The organism is Photorhabdus asymbiotica (assembly GCF_003634575.1).
Classification (GTDB): Bacteria; Pseudomonadota; Gammaproteobacteria; order Enterobacterales; family Enterobacteriaceae; genus Photorhabdus; species Photorhabdus asymbiotica.
In genome coordinates, this window is the sequence record NZ_RBLJ01000004.1 from 598,344 (window position 1) to 616,559 (window position 18,216).

The 18,216-nt window shown below is 41.1% G+C and carries 14 protein-coding genes and 1 tRNA gene; 11 read left to right on the plus strand and 4 right to left on the minus strand.

The annotated features are described in order from the left end of the window. Window positions 1-102: 102 nt before the first annotated feature. The gene (gene dauA / locus BDD30_RS18480; RefSeq protein WP_041382844.1) at window positions 103-1,818 is read right to left on the minus strand and encodes a C4-dicarboxylic acid transporter DauA; all 1,716 of its coding nucleotides are present in this window, start codon (window positions 1,816-1,818) and stop codon (window positions 103-105) included. A gap of 643 nt (window positions 1,819-2,461) precedes the next feature. Here dauA and BDD30_RS18485 point away from each other — a divergent pair. From BDD30_RS18485 to luxE, 9 genes are all read left to right on the plus strand, one after another. Continuing rightward, window positions 2,462-4,108: an S-type pyocin domain-containing protein gene (locus BDD30_RS18485; RefSeq protein WP_015834655.1), complete on the plus strand. Its 1,647-nt coding sequence runs from the start codon at window positions 2,462-2,464 to the stop codon at window positions 4,106-4,108. Further along, window positions 4,108-4,560: a DUF6392 family protein gene (locus tag BDD30_RS18490; protein WP_015834654.1), complete on the plus strand. Its 453-nt coding sequence runs from the start codon at window positions 4,108-4,110 to the stop codon at window positions 4,558-4,560. Before BDD30_RS18485 ends, BDD30_RS18490 begins: the two co-directional genes overlap by 1 nt. A 1,925-nt stretch (window positions 4,561-6,485) precedes the next feature. Beyond that, window positions 6,486-8,159 carry an S-type pyocin domain-containing protein gene (locus BDD30_RS18500; RefSeq protein ID WP_015834651.1) on the plus strand — a complete coding sequence of 558 codons (1,674 nt, stop codon included), beginning with the start codon at window positions 6,486-6,488 and terminating at the stop codon, window positions 8,157-8,159. Beyond that, window positions 8,156-8,614 (plus strand): DUF6392 family protein, encoded by a 459-nt coding sequence (locus BDD30_RS18505; RefSeq protein WP_015834650.1) that lies wholly within the window; start codon window positions 8,156-8,158, stop codon window positions 8,612-8,614. The genes BDD30_RS18500 and BDD30_RS18505 overlap by 4 nt, the downstream gene beginning before the upstream one ends. Before the next feature lie 587 nt (window positions 8,615-9,201). Continuing rightward, on the plus strand, window positions 9,202-10,644 hold the full coding sequence (luxC, locus tag BDD30_RS18510; RefSeq protein WP_015834649.1) for a long-chain-fatty-acyl-CoA reductase LuxC: 1,443 nt from the start codon (window positions 9,202-9,204) through the stop codon (window positions 10,642-10,644). Window positions 10,645-10,657: 13 nt separating this feature from the next. Next, entirely contained in the window at window positions 10,658-11,581 is a 924-nt protein-coding gene (locus tag BDD30_RS18515) for an acyl transferase (protein WP_015834648.1), read from the plus strand. 181 nt (window positions 11,582-11,762) lie between these two features. Then, complete coding sequence (gene luxA, locus BDD30_RS18520) at window positions 11,763-12,845, plus strand: luciferase subunit alpha (protein ID WP_015834647.1); 1,083 nt, start codon at window positions 11,763-11,765, stop codon at window positions 12,843-12,845. 14 nt (window positions 12,846-12,859) lie between these two features. Further along, the gene (gene luxB, locus BDD30_RS18525; RefSeq protein WP_015834646.1) at window positions 12,860-13,834 is read left to right on the plus strand and encodes a luciferase subunit beta; all 975 of its coding nucleotides are present in this window, start codon (window positions 12,860-12,862) and stop codon (window positions 13,832-13,834) included. Window positions 13,835-14,146: 312 nt separating this feature from the next. Then, window positions 14,147-15,259 (plus strand): long-chain-fatty-acid--protein ligase LuxE, encoded by a 1,113-nt coding sequence (gene luxE / locus BDD30_RS18530; RefSeq protein ID WP_015834645.1) that lies wholly within the window; start codon window positions 14,147-14,149, stop codon window positions 15,257-15,259. A gap of 160 nt (window positions 15,260-15,419) precedes the next feature. On the opposite strand, the gene BDD30_RS18535 is transcribed toward luxE, so the two are convergent. The 3 genes from BDD30_RS18535 to BDD30_RS18545 all read right to left on the minus strand — a co-directional run bounded on the left by BDD30_RS18535 (window position 15,420) and on the right by BDD30_RS18545 (window position 16,285). Further along, on the minus strand, window positions 15,420-15,722 hold the full coding sequence (locus BDD30_RS18535; RefSeq protein WP_015834644.1) for a HigA family addiction module antitoxin: 303 nt from the start codon (window positions 15,720-15,722) through the stop codon (window positions 15,420-15,422). Then, window positions 15,722-15,985 (minus strand): type II toxin-antitoxin system RelE/ParE family toxin, encoded by a 264-nt coding sequence (locus BDD30_RS18540; protein WP_041381936.1) that lies wholly within the window; start codon window positions 15,983-15,985, stop codon window positions 15,722-15,724. Before BDD30_RS18540 ends, BDD30_RS18535 begins: the two co-directional genes overlap by 1 nt. Window positions 15,986-16,195: 210 nt before the next feature. Beyond that, a tRNA-Ser gene (locus BDD30_RS18545) sits at window positions 16,196-16,285 on the minus strand. Between the two features lie 324 nt (window positions 16,286-16,609). Here BDD30_RS18545 and ghrA point away from each other — a divergent pair. Next, complete coding sequence (gene ghrA, locus BDD30_RS18550; protein WP_015834642.1) at window positions 16,610-17,551, plus strand: glyoxylate/hydroxypyruvate reductase GhrA; 942 nt, start codon at window positions 16,610-16,612, stop codon at window positions 17,549-17,551. 73 nt (window positions 17,552-17,624) lie between these two features. Continuing rightward, entirely contained in the window at window positions 17,625-18,164 is a 540-nt protein-coding gene (locus tag BDD30_RS18555; protein ID WP_041381934.1) for a TorD/DmsD family molecular chaperone, read from the plus strand. The last annotated feature ends 52 nt before the right edge of the window (window positions 18,165-18,216 follow it).

Consider the following 18,216-nt stretch of genomic DNA (forward strand, 5'->3'; position numbering starts at 1 on the left):
GTCGCTTTCTAATGTAATGCATCAAATAATTAATAGATCTGGCGCTGGATTACAGCGCCATTATGTTGAAAAAAATTTACCAACCGACTCCTTATAACGGTTTCAATTATCTGTTTTGCAATTGAAATGTAATTCTTCCATGGCTTGTGGCAATGTTGCATGGAAACTAAGGTGATTTTCAATTAGTTGAACTCTGGCTCTGGCTAATGTTTTTAACGGTTGGAATGGAATATCACAAACAGCGATATATTTATCTTTACCCACTTCATCAATAAAGCGCTGGAAAGCATGCAATCCGCCTGCATCCAATACAGGAACGGCATCCCACTGCATGAGGATCGTCTGATAACCTGCACTTTCTGCTTTTAATTCTGTGAAGATACGTTCAGCCGCTGCGAAGAATAGCGGGCCATTGATGCGAACAACCAACAGGCCGTTATCTGTATTTGTTTGTGGTAATTGGCTAATACGGGTCATATTGGCGATTCGACGCATAAACAGCAGCGAAGCCAATACGATACCAATCGTAATTGCGATAACCATATCAAACAACACCGTGAGCGACATACAAAGCACCAGCACAATAATGTCATCCCTTGGTGCACGGCGAATCAGATCGATAACTTTATGTACTTCGCTCATATTCCAGGCAACCATCAGCAACAGGGCAGACATAGCGGCAAGTGGAAGATAAGAGAGCATAGGCGCTAATACCAGTAAAGTCAGTAGAACCAGTAGAGAGTGAACAATGGCTGACACTGGCGATGTTGCACCAGCTCTGATGTTTGCAGCTGAACGGGCAATTGCTGCGGTGGCGGTAATGCCACCGAAAAAGGGGACGACAATATTTCCCAACCCCTGACCAATCAATTCACTGTTTGAGTGATGCTTTTTACCGGTCATACCATCTAGAACGACGGCGCAAAGCAGTGATTCAATCGCGCCTAACATGGCCATTGAAAAGGCGGCGGGCAACAGGGCTGAAACCGTTTCCCAATTGATCTCAATGTCATGGGAACCCGTATCAGGTAAATGCCACGGTAAAACAAATTGAGGCAGGATCGGTGGGATACCTTGGCCTTGCGTCCCATCATTCAGAATATAACTGAACTTAGAGCCAATGGTCGCAACATCCTGATCAAATAAATTCATTATTCCCATCACGGCAGCTCCCGCAATTAGAGCAGGAAGATGCCCTGGTAATCTGAGTCCCAACTTAGGCCAATAAATGAGAACTAAAAGGGTAGTCAGGCCAATCAGCGTATCACTCAAATGTAGGGTTGGTAGTGCTTGAAGTAGAGCTGCAACCTTATCGATATAATTCTCTGGTACATGTTCCAGTTGCAGACCAAAAAAATCTTTTACTTGCATGGTTGCGATAGTGATGGCGATGCCGGAAGTAAAACCCAGTGTGACGGGGAGCGGGATGTACTCTATCAGCTTACCAAAACGGGCTAATCCCATCACCAGCAGGATAATGCCCGACATCAACGTTGCAATGAGCAGGCCACTCAAACCAAATTGTTGAGATACCGGGTAGAGGATAACGACGAAAGCGGCGGTAGGGCCGGAAACGCTATAGCGAGAGCCGCCAGTTATTGCAATAACAATACCGGCGATAGCGGCAGTATAAAGCCCGTATTGTGGAGCAACCCCGCTCCCGATAGCTAGAGCCATAGCGAGTGGGATGGCGATAATACCGACAGTAATACCGGCAATAATATCTTTAATTAAACGAGTAAAAGAGTATGGTTCTTTCCAACAGGCATCAATAACAGCACTAAACGGCCGGATGCCGTTCATTCTACGAGTTTTCATCTGTGCATAAGCCAAAAAAGTAATAGAAAAAGCAATAAAGGAATCATATTCCAAATTGCGGTAATAATGCTTTTAGTTCAAAACGATAGTGCTATATACCCAATAGATTTCAAGGTGCATCGCGACGGCAAGGGAGCGAATCCCCGGGAGCATAGATAACTCTGTGACCGGGGTGAGTGAGTGCAGCCAACAAAGAGGCAGCTTGAAAGATAACAGGTATACATCAAGTTTTGTGTTAATAGCTTAACGATAAGGAAATAAAAAGCCAAAGGGGAGGGGATAACAATTTGCATTAATTTTGATTAAAAACCCCATTGATTACTGACTGATGGGCAATTGAGTACTACCGCCGTATTTTCCTTTTTCAATAGAAGAACCATGGATAATTTTGCGTGTTGTCCGTGTTTATTCTTGTTTGTTTGGGCCAAATGTTAATTATATGTGTTTTAATTGTTACAGACTATGGGCTTTTATATGCATTTTCGACGATAAAATCCGCAATTTTCAGAGTATTCCTATATTCTTTTTAAGTGAGATCTGATTGATTATTCATCAGCTATGTTAACGAATAAATGGTAAAAACATGATGATGATTTCAGTTAGATCCACTCTCCAACGGGTTAGCCAATGGAGAAGCGAATAGATGGCAATAGGATATTTTTTGCTCGTTGGTGATAAGACGACCTGTGGCGGCCAGATTATTACCGGTGACCACACGATGACATTTAACGGGAAGGCAACCGCGCGTGAAGGGGATAAGGTGACCTGTGGTAAACATCCCGGTACTTATATGATTGTCGGGGGTGTTTCAGACATGTTTGACATGGGGCGTAAGCTGGCGGGTACGCTGGACAGTGTCAGTATCTGTCCCTGTCGGGCGAGGTTCATTAATTCGGAGAGGGACAGTTACGAAAAGCAGGAACAGCCCAATCATCCGGCCACAGCGCCGGTTAAGGGAGCGGAAAACGTGCAGTCTGGGCCGCCTCCGGTGATAAAAGCCCCGCCGCCAACCCCGGTGTTTACCAAGTCTTGCCTGCGGGGTAAAGGCTGTACCGATGCCGGAACCGACGCGGAACCCGCGGATAATTTCGGGCGCATGGGGATCTATCAGGTTTCGTCATCGCCTGCGCCGGTGACACCGCCGAAACCGGAACCACCGCCACCAAATAAGAAACACCCGCCGGAGCCGGATAAACCGCAGGATAAAAAATTACCGTGGTATAAACGGTGGTTGAGTGATGGCAAAGATAAAACCGAAGCCGCCGCGACCGCGATGGCTGCGACTGCCCGCAGTGCAGTAGCGGAAGGGGAAGCACTGGCGATGCGTTACATCGGTGGTAGCGCCATCAGTGCCGGACGCTGGCTGGTGGCCCCGAATCCGGTAACGGTGGGGCTAATGGGACTGTTCTATTCGCCGTCGCTGAATCAGGGTGAGGAGGATTATCTCAGTCAGTATCAACTCAGGCAAATAGCCGAACAGTTTGGTAAAGCGCCGACTCGTGTTCGTTTCCGCTGGATCAGAGATGAAGAAAGCGGCAGGATGACGGTTCGGGGATATCACGTCAGCCCGGAAAGTGGGCTAGATGAAGTGCCGGTTCATGTGATGAGATTGAACCAGACCACGGGGAATTACGAGTTCTGGGAACCGGGAGAGAACAGGCCGACGATTTTATGGACGCCGAACGAACAGGAATTCAAAGTTCCGGCCCATACCGGGAATGAAGAACCGCCGTTTATTCCGTCACAAATAACCGTCTTGCCGATCCCGGACAAAGTGGGCAGCGATATTGAATCGCTACCGATGCCGGAAGAAAAGGATTTCCGCGATTATATTCTGGTACTTCCCATCCCGAATATGCCGCCGGTGTATGTGTATTTGAGTAAACCGCCGGTGAAACCGTTGGAAGTGGGAGAATATCAGGATCTGGCTGGACGTAGTCGTAATGATGGGTTGGATATTGATCATATTCCTTCTAAGGCAGCGTTGAAATTGTTTCTAAAAAATAAGTTAGGTAAGGCTGCAACAGATAAAGACATAGATAAGATACTCAATAGTGGTGTATCCGTAGCTATCCCCCATAGAGTTCACAGAGGCTATAGTGAAACTTATAAGGGTAGGAATACAAAGGCGAAACAAGTTAAAGACGCATCAGATCTTAGAGCGGCGGTAGACAGTAATTTTGATGCTCAAGTTACCGGTCTACGAGAAGAAGGCTATACAGATGAGCAGTTGAACAGGACAAGAGAAAAATTACATCAACTGAATAAAGAACAAGGGTGGTATAAATAGTGGCTGACATTACGAAATTAATTAAATATCTTGGAAGAACCGCTGAAACGTTAGTTGAAGATGGTGAGATATCTAAAGGAATATTTAAGTTTCATTTTGAAGGGGATGAATCGTTCAATTGCGAACCTGAAAAAGGAATCACATTAGTTTTTGATTCTAAATCTAGGCAATTGAATTCAGTCCAGATAACTCTAATCGATATACATGGTGATCATGATGAATATAATGGTAGTTTGCCTTATCCATTCTTACCTTTAATGGATAAGACAACGGTAAGAGCTGAATATGGAGAACCTACGGAGTCAAAAGATATGATAAAAGCACCTGTTATAGGTGTTATTGGTGGATACGATGCTTATATAAATCGTATAAAATCTTATTCAAACGTGGAAGTCATTTTCATTTATGATGCTTATTGTCGAGTGAGAGCACTTACTTTCAACACTATCTGAAAAGAGAGCTTTTTTACATACTATAATCAGCGGATAGTGGCTAGTAAACCATTATCCGTGTTTGTATGCTAGAGGTTAGGTATGAGTATTAAGGAGTTTATTAATAGCTTAGGGAAAACAGCGGATTTATTAATTGAAAAGCAACTTATCCCGACAGGGAAATTTGAATATCTGTTTGAAGAAGACGATAAATTTCTCTGAATAGCAGATAGATTGGTTTAACCAATAACGGGGGTTATATAAGCAATGGTGATTAGTATTAATATGTTAATTAAGTTACTTAGAGAAAAACGCAGAGCAATTTATTGAAAAGGAAATTATTTCGGTTAATAATTTGAATGTTTTTCCAATTTTATGTTTTTATTGGATAAAGAGGTTATAAAAATAATGGTGGTTAATGTTGAAGTGTTAATAAATAACCTGAAAAAATCTTATCAGGAAACTTTTTATTGAAAAGCAATCTTTTAATTATTATTTGGGGGGTAAAATGTATTAATTATGACTATTTAATCTATACCCTTCATCTTTCAAGTTGCTGCTTTGTTGGCTGCTTTCACTCACCCCAGTCACATAGTTATCTATGCTCCTGGGGATTCGTTCACTTGCCGTCGCGCTGCAACTCGAAATCTATTGGGTATATATCCGAAAAAATTTACTTCAGGTTAAAAACGTTAATAAAATCATTCCCTTTTATAAAATATATTTTATGATTAAACGACTCATATTCTTATTTTCATTTTTTCCAAAAAGAGATATAAGTATTCACCGCGTTAGTTTTTTTATTTTTCACTGATGGTTTTATAATAAACCAGTTTTAAACTATTTTAAAAGTCATAGTATTAATCCTTGGTTTTAATCGGGATAAAGTTTCAACTATTGTTTTCACCACTATTTAATGTCCGCTTTTTATCAAGTTTAATCATCATGGCATATTGTGATTTTACGTTGTTTTACCGGCAATTATAAATAGTTTTAATCAGGTATCCTCTTTATGTTTTTACGGATAATCACCCCTTTTTTAAGGGCTTAAATCCTGCCAGATTAATTGTTTTATCCATCTTTTTATTGTGTTATTTTTAAGGTTTACTGCATAAAATAACGGCGAGAATACGTTTATACCCTGCATCTTTCACGTTGCTGCTTTGTTGGCTGCTTTCACTCACCTCAGTCACATCGTTATCTATTAGGTATATACCCGTCATCTTTCAAGTTGCCTCTTTGTTGGCTGCACTCACTCACCCCGGTCACATAGTTATCTATGCTCCCAGGGATTCGCTCACTTGCCGTCGCGATGCATCTTGAAATCCATAGGGTATAAATGCTCGTCCGTTCGAATAATGTTCGTTTTTACACTGATTGCTTTTCAACTCTTTATTAATGGTTAATGGGCTTCGATTAAATACAGTTAACTATCTTTTTGAAAAGTACATTTGTTGATTTAAATCTGCCTTTTATTATATAAAAACTTTAATATCCCTGCATTTTATGGAGGATTAGGTCAATGTAAAATAAAGGCAAGGATAACATCGTCGATAAATCATTAAATAGCATTGATTGCAATTGAGTACTACCGCCGTATTTTCCTTTTTCAACAGAAGAGTCTCGATAGTTTTGTGGGCTGTTCGCGTTCATTTTTCATCCGAAAAGAATAGGTTGTAACAATCACTTCTGTTGTACCTTGTTCACCTCCCTTTTATTGGCCTGGTTGGCTAAAGTGTTAATTATGTGTTTTTAATTTGTTATAAATAATAAGTTATTACATATATTCGAGGCGATAAAATCAGCCATTTTCGGACTATTCCTATATAACTTAAGTTAAATTCGATGCATTATTAACCATCTGTTAACTCACAAGTGGTAAAAATATGATAGTGATTTCAGCTAAACCCATTCTTCATGTGGTCAGCCGATGGAGAAGCGAATAGATGGCAATAGGATATTTTTTGCTCGTTGGTGATAAGACGACCTGTGGCGGTCAGATTATTACCGGTGACCACACCATGACATTTAATGGGCGGGCAACCGCGCGTGAAGGGGATAAGGTGACCTGTGGTAAACATCCCGGTACTTATATGATTGTCGGGGGTGTTTCAGATGTGTTTGACATGGGACGCAAACTGGCGGGCACATTGGACAGTGTCAGTACCTGCCCCTGTCGGGCCCGGTTTATTAATTCGGAGAGGGACAGTTACGAAAAACAGGAGCAGCCCAATCATCCGGCCACAGCGCCGGTTAATATGGCGGCTCAGAATATCTCATCGCCGGTTAAGGAATCGGAAAGCGTGCAATCCGGGCCGCCTCCGGTGATAAAAGCCCCGCCGCCAACCCCGGTGTTTACCAAGTCTTGTCTGCGGGGTAAAGGCTGTACTGATGCCGGAACCGACGCTGAACCTGCGGATAATTTCGGGCGCATGGGGATCTATCAGGTTTCGTCATCGCCTGCGCCGGTGACGACGCCGAAGCCAGAACCGCCCCCACAAGGCGGAAAACACTCGCCGGAGCCGGATAAACCGCAGGATAAAAAATTACCGTGGTATAAACGGTGGTTGAGTGATGGCAAAGATAAAACCGAAGCCGCCGCGACCGCGATGGCTGCGACTGCCCGCAGTGCAGTAGCGGAAGGGGAAGCACTGGCGATGCGTTACATCGGTGGTAGCGCCATCAGTGCCGGACGCTGGCTGGTGGCCCCGAATCCGGTAACGGTGGGGCTAATGGGACTGTTCTATTCGCCGTCGCTGAATCAGGGTGAGGAGGATTATTTAAGTGAGTATCAACTCAGGCAAATAGCCGAACAGTTTGGTAAAGCGCCGACTCGTGTTCGTTTCCGCTGGATCAGAGATGAAGAAAGCGGCAGGATGACGGTTCAGGGGTATCACGTTAGCCCGGAAAGTGGGCTGGATGAAGTGCCGGTTCATGTGATGAGATTGAACCAGACCACGGGGAATTACGAGTTCTGGGAGCCGGGAGAGAACAGGCCGACAATTTTATGGACGCCGAACGAACAGGAATTTAAAGTTCCGGCCCATACCGGGAATGAAGAACCGCCGTTTATTCCATCGCAAATAACCGTCTTGCCGATCCCGGACAAAGTGGGCAGCGATATTGAATCGCTACCGATGCCGGAAGAAAAGGATTTCCGCGATTATATTCTGGTACTTCCCATCCCGAATATGCCGCCGGTGTATGTGTATTTGAGTAAACCGCCGGTGAAATTGTTTGAAGTGGATTTGTACAGAAATTTTGCAGGTAGGCCAAGAAATGGGATGCATGCTGATCATATGCCTTCGGCAGCGGCTGTGAGAGCGAGATTAAAAATGTTATATCCTGACTTAGAGACGGATAAGTTAAGTCTTCTTGAAAAAGATGTTGCAGCAATCATTATTCCGGCAGAGGTTCACCAGAAGTTCAGCGCAACTTATGGAGGCCGGAATTCTCAGACTCAAATAGAACAGGATTCTAAAGACTTAAGAGCAGCTGTAGATCGTGATTTTAGTACGATAGAGCCAACATTGAGAAATTATGGGGCAACGGAAGCACAACTTGAAGACGCCAGAGCCAAAATACACAAGCTTAACCAAGAACAGAGGTTATACAAATGACAGTTAATACAGAGGCACTAATAAACAGCCTAGGCAAGTCCTACCAAGAAATTTTTGATGAAGGGCTAATTCCTTATAGGAATAAGCCAAGTGGTTCTCCTGGGGTGCCTAATATTTGTATTGACATGGTGAAAGAGGGGATTTTTTTGTCGTTTGAACGGAATAGTAAAATATTAAACGAAATTACTTTAAGATTGCTTAGAGACGATAAAGCTTTGTTTATATTTCCAAATGAATTGCCATCACCGTTGAAGCATTCTATGGATAGGGGATGGGTTAGAGAAAATTTAGGTGATCTGATTAAATCAATACCACCGAGACAAATTTTAAAAAGGCAGTTTGGTTGGAAAGATCTATATCGTTTTACGGATGAAATCAGTATGCAGATTTCTTATGATTTACGTGAACAGGTTAATTCAGTGACTTTCTTGCTTACATCAGACGTGAGTTGGTAATTTAATATATATACCCTTCATCCTTCAAGTTGCTGCTTTGTTGGCTGCTTTCTCTCACCCCAGTCACATAGTTATCTATGCTCCTGGGGATTCGTTCACTTGCCGCCGCGCTGCAACTTGAAATCTATTGGGTATATGCTATTGGTAATTATGGAAAATTGCCTGATTTATATATAACTTAACTTGTAAACCAGATAATAATTTACATGAATATTATCACGTATAAAAAAATTGCGATTCTTTTAATTTGAAATAGTTCAATTTAATTGAAACTTTTTATTAACAAATCTTGTTGATGTGAAAATTTTCGTTTGCTATTTTAACAGATATTGTTAAACGGAGAAGGCAGCATGTTGATGATTCACTCAGCCAGACTGACAGTTTTAAGCGGAAAATTGCAGAGTATGATCGCATTCTGATAAAGGTTACAGGTCACTCGCAACCAGAATTTCATCTTTGTATATTTTGTTTTGTTATTTACGTTGCAGCAAGACAAAAATAGAAGAAACAAATATTTATACAACCCGTTTGCAAGAGGGTTAAACAGCAATTTAAGTTGAAATTGCCCTATTAAATGGATGGCAAATATGAACAAAAAAATTTCATTCATTATTAACGGTCGAGTTGAAATATTTCCTGAAAGTGATGATTTAGTGCAATCCATTAATTTTGGTGATAATAGTGTTCATTTGCCAGTATTGAATGATTCTCAAGTAAAAAACATTATTGATTATAATGAAAATAATGAATTGCAATTGCATAACATTATCAACTTTCTCTATACGGTAGGGCAACGATGGAAAAATGAAGAATATTCAAGACGCAGGACATATATTCGTGATCTAAAAAGATATATGGGATATTCAGAAGAAATGGCTAAGCTAGAGGCCAACTGGATATCTATGATTTTGTGCTCTAAAGGTGGCCTTTATGATCTTGTAAAAAATGAACTTGGTTCTCGCCATATTATGGATGAATGGCTACCTCAGGATGAAAGTTATATTAGAGCTTTTCCGAAAGGAAAATCCGTACATCTGTTGACGGGTAATGTGCCATTATCTGGTGTGCTGTCTATATTGCGTGCAATTTTAACAAAGAATCAATGCATTATAAAAACCTCATCAACTGATCCTTTTACCGCTAATGCATTAGCGCTAAGTTTTATCGATGTGGACCCTCATCATCCGGTAACGCGTTCTTTGTCAGTCGTATATTGGCAACATCAAGGCGATATATCACTCGCAAAAGAGATTATGCAACATGCGGATGTCGTTGTTGCTTGGGGAGGGGAAGATGCGATTAATTGGGCTGTAAAGCATGCACCACCCGATATTGACGTGATGAAGTTTGGTCCTAAAAAGAGTTTTTGTATTATTGATAACCCTGTTGATTTAGTATCCGCAGCTACAGGGGCGGCTCATGATGTTTGTTTTTACGATCAGCAAGCTTGTTTTTCCACCCAAAATATATATTACATGGGAAGTCATTATGAAGAGTTTAAGCTAGCGTTGATAGAAAAATTGAACTTATATGCGCATATATTACCAAACACCAAAAAAGATTTTGATGAAAAGGCGGCCTATTCCTTAGTTCAAAAAGAATGTTTATTTGCTGGATTAAAAGTAGAGGTTGATGTTCATCAGCGCTGGATGGTTATTGAGTCAAATGCGGGTGTAGAACTAAATCAACCACTTGGCAGATGTGTGTATCTTCATCACGTCGATAATATTGAGCAAATATTGCCTTATGTGCGAAAAAATAAAACGCAAACCATATCTGTTTTTCCTTGGGAGGCCGCGCTTAAGTATCGAGACTTATTAGCATTAAAAGGTGCAGAAAGGATTGTAGAAGCAGGAATGAATAATATATTTCGGGTTGGTGGTGCTCATGATGGAATGAGACCTTTACAACGATTGGTGACATATATTTCCCATGAAAGACCATCCCACTATACTGCTAAAGATGTTGCGGTCGAAATAGAACAGACTCGATTCCTGGAAGAAGATAAGTTCCTGGTATTTGTCCCATAATAGGTAAAAGAATATGGAAAATAAATCCAGATATAAAACCATCGACCATGTTATTTGTGTTGAAGAAAATAGAAAAATTCATGTCTGGGAGACGCTGCCAAAAGAAAATAGTCCAAAGAGAAAAAATACCCTTATTATTGCGTCGGGTTTTGCCCGCAGGATGGATCATTTTGCCGGTCTGGCAGAGTATTTGTCGCAGAATGGATTTCATGTGATCCGCTATGATTCTCTTCACCACGTTGGATTGAGTTCAGGGACAATTGATGAATTTACAATGTCCATAGGAAAACAGAGTTTATTAGCAGTGGTTGATTGGTTAAATACACGAAAAATAAATAACCTCGGTATGCTGGCTTCAAGCTTATCTGCGCGGATAGCTTATGCAAGTCTATCTGAAATTAATGTCTCGTTTTTAATTACCGCAGTCGGTGTGGTTAACTTAAGATATACTCTCGAAAGAGCTTTAGGATTTGATTATCTCAGCTTACCTATTGATGAATTGCCAGATAATTTAGATTTTGAAGGTCATAAATTGGGTGCTGAGGTTTTTGCGAGAGATTGCTTTGATTCTGGCTGGGAAGATTTAACTTCTACAATTAATAGTATGATGCATCTTGATATACCGTTTATTGCTTTTACTGCAAATAATGACGATTGGGTAAAGCAAGATGAAGTTATTACATTACTATCAAGCATCCGTAGTCATCAATGTAAGATATATTCTTTACTAGGAAGCTCACATGATTTGGGTGAGAACTTAGTGGTCCTGCGCAATTTTTATCAATCGGTTACGAAAGCCGCTATCGCGATGGATAATGGTTGTCTGGATATTGATGTCGATATTATTGAGCCGTCATTCGAACATTTAACCATTGCGGCAGTCAATGAACGCCGAATGAAAATTGAGATTGAAAATCAAGTGATTTCGCTGTCTTAAAACCTATACCAATAGATTTCGAGTTGCAGCGCGGCGGCAAGTGAACGCATTCCCAGGAGCATAGATAACTCTGTGACTGGGGTGCGTGAAAGCAGCCAACAAAGCAGCAACTTGAAGGATGAAGGGTATATTGGGATAGATAGTTAACTCTATCACTCAAATAGAAATATAAGGACTCTCTATGAAATTTGGAAACTTTTTGCTTACATACCAACCCCCCCAATTTTCTCAAACAGAGGTAATGAAACGGTTGGTTAAATTAGGTCGCATCTCTGAGGAATGCGGTTTTGATACCGTATGGTTACTTGAGCATCATTTCACGGAGTTTGGTTTGCTTGGTAACCCTTATGTGGCTGCTGCTTATTTACTTGGCGCAACCAAGAAATTGAATGTAGGGACTGCGGCTATTGTTCTCCCCACCGCTCATCCAGTTCGCCAGCTTGAAGAGGTGAATTTGTTGGATCAAATGTCAAAAGGACGATTTCGATTTGGTATTTGTCGGGGGCTTTACAATAAAGATTTTCGCGTATTTGGCACAGATATGAATAACAGTCGTGCCTTAATGGAGTGTTGGTATAAGTTGATACGAAATGGAATGACTGAGGGATATATGGAAGCTGACAACGAACATATTAAGTTCCATAAGGTAAAAGTGCTGCCGACGGCATATAGTCAAGGTGGTGCACCTATTTATGTCGTTGCTGAATCCGCTTCCACGACTGAATGGGCCGCTCAACATGGTTTACCGATGATTTTAAGTTGGATTATAAATACTAACGAAAAGAAAGCACAAATTGAGCTTTATAACGAGGTCGCTCAAGAATATGGACACGATATTCATAATATCGACCATTGCTTATCATATATAACATCGGTAGACCATGACTCAATGAAAGCGAAAGAAATTTGCCGGAATTTTCTGGGGCATTGGTATGATTCCTATGTTAATGCCACAACCATTTTTGATGATTCAGACAAAACAAAGGGCTATGATTTCAATAAAGGACAATGGCGCGACTTTGTCTTAAAAGGACATAAAAATACTAATCGTCGCGTTGATTACAGTTACGAAATCAATCCGGTGGGAACCCCGCAGGAATGTATTGATATAATTCAAACAGACATTGACGCCACAGGAATATCAAATATTTGTTGTGGGTTTGAAGCTAATGGAACAGTAGATGAAATTATCTCTTCCATGAAGCTCTTCCAGTCTGATGTAATGCCGTTTCTTAAAGAAAAACAACGTTCGCTATTATATTAGCTAAGGAAAATGAAATGAAATTTGGCTTGTTCTTCCTTAACTTTATCAATTCAACAACTATTCAAGAGCAAAGTATAGCTCGCATGCAGGAAATAACAGAATATGTCGACAAATTGAATTTTGAGCAGATTTTGGTGTGTGAAAATCATTTTTCAGATAATGGTGTTGTCGGCGCTCCTTTGACTGTTTCTGGTTTTTTACTTGGCCTAACAGAAAAAATTAAAATTGGTTCATTGAATCATGTCATTACAACTCATCATCCTGTCCGCATAGCGGAAGAAGCGTGCTTATTGGATCAGTTAAGCGAAGGAAGATTTATTTTAGGATTTAGTGATTGCGAGAGAAAGGATGAAATGCATTTTTTCAATCGCCCTGAACAATACCAGCAGCAATTATTTGAAGAATGCTATGACATTATTAACGATGCTTTAACAACAGGCTATTGTAATCCAAATGGCGATTTTTATAATTTCCCCAAAATATCCGTGAATCCCCATGCTTATACGCAAAACGGGCCTCGGAAATATGTAACAGCAACAAGTTGTCATGTTGTTGAGTGGGCTGCTAAAAAAGGCATTCCTCTAATCTTTAAGTGGGATGATTCCAATGAAGTTAAACATGAATATGCGAAAAGATATCAAGCCATAGCAGGTGAATATGGTGTTGACCTGGCAGAGATAGATCATCAGTTAATGATATTGGTTAACTATAGTGAAGACAGTGAGAAAGCTAAAGAGGAAACGCGTGCATTTATAAGTGATTATATTCTTGCAATGCACCCTAATGAAAATTTCGAAAAGAAACTTGAAGAAATAATCACAGAAAACTCCGTCGGAGATTATATGGAATGTACAACTGCGGCTAAATTGGCAATGGAGAAATGTGGTGCAAAAGGTATATTATTGTCCTTTGAATCAATGAGTGATTTTACACATCAAATAAACGCAATTGATATTGTCAATGATAATATTAAAAAGTATCACATGTAATATACCCTATGGATTTCAAGGTGCATCGCGACGGCAAGGGAGCGAATCCCCGGGAGCATATACCCAATAGATTTCAAGTTGCAGTGCGGCGGCAAGTGAACGCATCCCCAGGAGCATAGATAACTATGTGACTGGGGTAAGTGAACGCAGCCAACAAAGCAGCAGCTTGAAAGATGAAGGGTATAGATAACGATGTGACCGGGGTGCGTGAACGCAGCCAACAAAGAGGCAACTTGAAAGATAACGGGTATAAAAGGGTATAGCAGTCACTCTGCCATATCCTTTAATATTAGCTGCCGAGGTAAAACAGGTATGACTTCATATGTTGATAAACAAGAAATCACAGCAAGTTCAGAAATTGATGATTTGATTTTTTCGAGTGATCCATTAGTCTGGTCTTACGACGAACAGGAAAAGATTAGAAAAAAACTTGTGCTTGATGCGTTTCGTCATCACTATAAACATTGTCAAGAATACCGTCACTACTGTCAGGCACATAAAGTAGATGACAATATTACGGAAATTGATGATATACCTGTATTCCCAACATCAGTGTTTAAGTTTACTCGCTTATTAACTTCTAATGAGAACGAAATTGAAAGTTGGTTTACCAGTAGTGGCACAAATGGCTTAAAAAGTCAGGTACCACGTGACAGACTAAGTATTGAGAGGCTCTTAGGCTCTGTAAGTTATGGTATGAAATATATTGGTAGTTGGTTCGATCATCAAATGGAATTGGTCAACCTGGGACCAGATAGATTTAATGCTCATAATATTTGGTTTAAATATGTTATGAGCTTGGTAGAGTTATTATATCCTACGTCATTCACCGTAACAGAAGAACACATAGATTTCGTTCAGACATTAAATAGTCTTGAGCGAATAAAACATCAAGGGAAAGATATTTGTCTTATTGGTTCGCCATACTTTATTTATTTGCTCTGCCGTTATATGAAAGATAAAAATATCTCATTTTCTGGAGATAAAAGTCTTTATATTATAACGGGGGGAGGCTGGAAAAGTTACGAAAAAGAATCTTTGAAGCGTAATGATTTCAATCATCTTTTATTCGACACTTTCAACCTCAGTAATATTAACCAGATCCGTGATATATTTAATCAAGTTGAACTCAACACTTGTTTCTTTGAGGATGAAATGCAACGTAAACATGTTCCGCCGTGGGTATATGCGCGAGCACTTGATCCTGAAACATTGAAACCGGTACCTGATGGGATGCCTGGTTTGATGAGTTATATGGATGCATCATCAACGAGTTATCCGGCATTTATTGTTACCGATGATATCGGAATAATTAGCAGAGAATATGGTCAATATCCTGGTGTATTGGTTGAAATTTTACGTCGCGTTAATACGAGGAAACAAAAAGGTTGTGCTTTAAGCTTAACTGAAGCATTTGGTAGTTGATAGTTTCTTTGGAAAGAGGAGCAGTCAAAGGCTCATTTGTTCAATGCTTTTGCGAAACGTTTTGTCGAACTCTAGGCGAAGGTTCTCGACTTTCCCCGCATCAGGGGTATATACAAGTAAAAAAGCTCAGGGGGTAAACCTGAGCTTGGGATGTTGATTTTTAAGTATGAGATACATGGGCGGATTTAAATAACGGAGTCAGTTTGGAAATATCAACGGTCTTTTCTGCTTTATCGAGGCTATAAGTTTCTTGCAGTTTTAACCACAACCGCGGAGAGCTGCCAAGTACTTGTGACAGTTTTATTGCCATCTCTGGCGTGACTGCTGCTTTACACGATACTAAACGTTGAACCGTAGAGGGAGCAACATTCAATGCCCGCGCTAAGTCACGAATTCCTAAACCCAGTTCCTCCAAAGAGTCAGCAATAATTTCGCCTGGATGAGGGGGGTTAAACATTTTCATCAGTGATAATCCTCATAGTTAACGATGTACGCATCACCATCGATAAATTCGAATGTCACACGCCAATTTCCTGAAATGGTAATTGCCCACTGTCCTTGTCTGTTTCCTGTTAAAGGATGTAGATTGTATCCGGGAAGATTGATTTCCCCTATATCCTCAGCTTCGTTAATCACAGAGAGTCGTTGGCGGTCCAAAACGGCAAGCCGTTTTGTCGAACCCTGACGAGGGTTCTCGACCCTCCCTGCATCGCAGCTATATGCAATAAAAAAGCCCAGGTATTTAACCTGAGCTTCTCTTCAATTCTGGCGGTGAGGGAGGGAGGGATTCGCTGCGCTCCCCCTGCGGGCCGCCGTTGGCGGTCCAAAACGGCAAGCCGTTTTGTCGAACCCTGACGAGGGTTCTCGACCCTCCCTGCATCGCAGCTATATGCAATAAAAAAGCTCAGGTATTTAACCTGAGCTTCTCTTCAATTCTGGCGGTGAGGGAGGGATTCGAACCCTCGATACGTTTTCACGTATACACACTTTCCAGGCGTGCTCCTTCAGCCTCTCGGACACCTCACCATGTTTTTTTGTCCCAGCCACTCTGTTTAACATCGTCGCTGCAACGGGGCGCTACTATAGGGAAAAGCGTTACAAGCGTCAACACTCTTCTGATAATTTTCTTTGGTTTTTTGATTGCTTAGCTAAATAAACGGCAACCCGATGAATTGATGTCCATCTGATGCCGCTGAAATAGATAGATACAAGTCCTTTAATAAGAAAAAAATGAATTCGTTAACTACTTAACATTCTCAGAATTTTCGTAATGACGATTAACAAAGGGACTTGCAACCTACGGTCAATCAGATAACCCTGTATGAAAAAATAAGATGAGGATAAACAGTCATGGAGATTATCTTTTACCATCCCTTTTTTGGCGCGGCTCAGTGGGTTCAAGGTATGCAACAACGACTGCCAAATATTAATATCCGTCAATGGAAACGCGGCGATAATCAACACGCAGATTATGCAATGGTTTGGGCTCCGCCCTATGAGATGTTGGCAAATCGCTCTGGATTGAAGGGAATTTTTATTTTAGGAGCAGGAGTAGAGGCTATTTTGAAGCAGGAACAACAAAAACCAGGGATGTTACCCGCCGGTGTGCCATTGATGCGGCTTGAAGATGCAGGCATGGGGCTGCAAATGAGGGAGTATGCAGTAGCAACGGTTTTATACTATTTGCGACGCATGGATGAGTATAAGCTGCAACAAGGGCTAAGGACGTGGAAACAACTTGAATCCCATGATCGCAAAGATTTTGTCGTAGGTGTGTTAGGTGCGGGTGTATTAGGACGCAGTGTCGCAGAAACTTTGGTTGAGTTTGGCTTTACGGTGCGTTGCTGGAGCCGTACTCCAAAGCAAATTAATAAGGTAGAAAGTTTTTACGGTGAAGATCAATTGGGCGATTTTCTCTCAGGGAGTAAGGTGCTGATTAATTTGTTACCTGATACACCAAAAACCCGTGGTATTCTGAATTTATCGCTGTTTAGCCAGCTAAAACCAAAGTCATATCTGATTAATATCGCACGTGGTGCCCATTTGGTTGAACATGATCTGTTGGTGGCGATTGATAAAGGTTATATCGCTGGGGCTTCGTTAGATGTGTTTGTTGAGGAACCATTACCAGAGATGCATCCGTTCTGGACTCATCCCCGTATAACAGTGACGCCACATATTGCGGCTATTACTATTCCCGAGATTGCGATGGATACGGTTAGTGAAAATATTCAACGAATTGAAAAAGGGGAATTACCAACTGGCGTTGTGGATATAAAATTGGGATATTAACCCGCGTCTCTTTACAATAGGGCCGGCTATTGAGGACAATAACGGCAAAATAGTTGTTTATTTGGAAACTGAGATGAATGAATTTTCAATGGTCTGCCGTATTTTAGGGACTTTATTTAATCGTCAGCCACAAGACCCGATTTTAAAACCACTTCTGATGATGATTGCAGAAGGTAAATTGAAACAATCATGGCCATTGGAGCAAGATGCGTTGCTGGATCGTTTGCAGCAAAACTACGATTTGTCAGCAATGCAAGCTGATTATATTGCTCTGTTTTGTGATGATGAGGCCAGTGTACCAAGCCGTCGCTCTGATTATGCCAGTGAGAGTGAAAGTGATGTTCGTCAGTTTTTGACTGAACGCGGTATGCCAGTATCAGATGCGTCAACCGATCAGTTTGGTTCCCTGTTGTTAGCCGCTTCATGGCTGGAGGATCAAGCAGCAGAAGATGAAGTTCAGGGGCAGATTGAGCTGTTTGATGAATATCTGCTACCGTGGTGTGGGCAATTTCTGGGGAAAATGGAAGCTCATGCAACAACGGGTTTTTATCGAACACTAGCAATTATTACCCGAGAAGCGTTACAAGTATTACGAGAAGAGCTGGACTCTTAGTTTGGAATGATAAAAAGGCAAATAATTTTGAATTATTTGCCTTTTTGGTGAT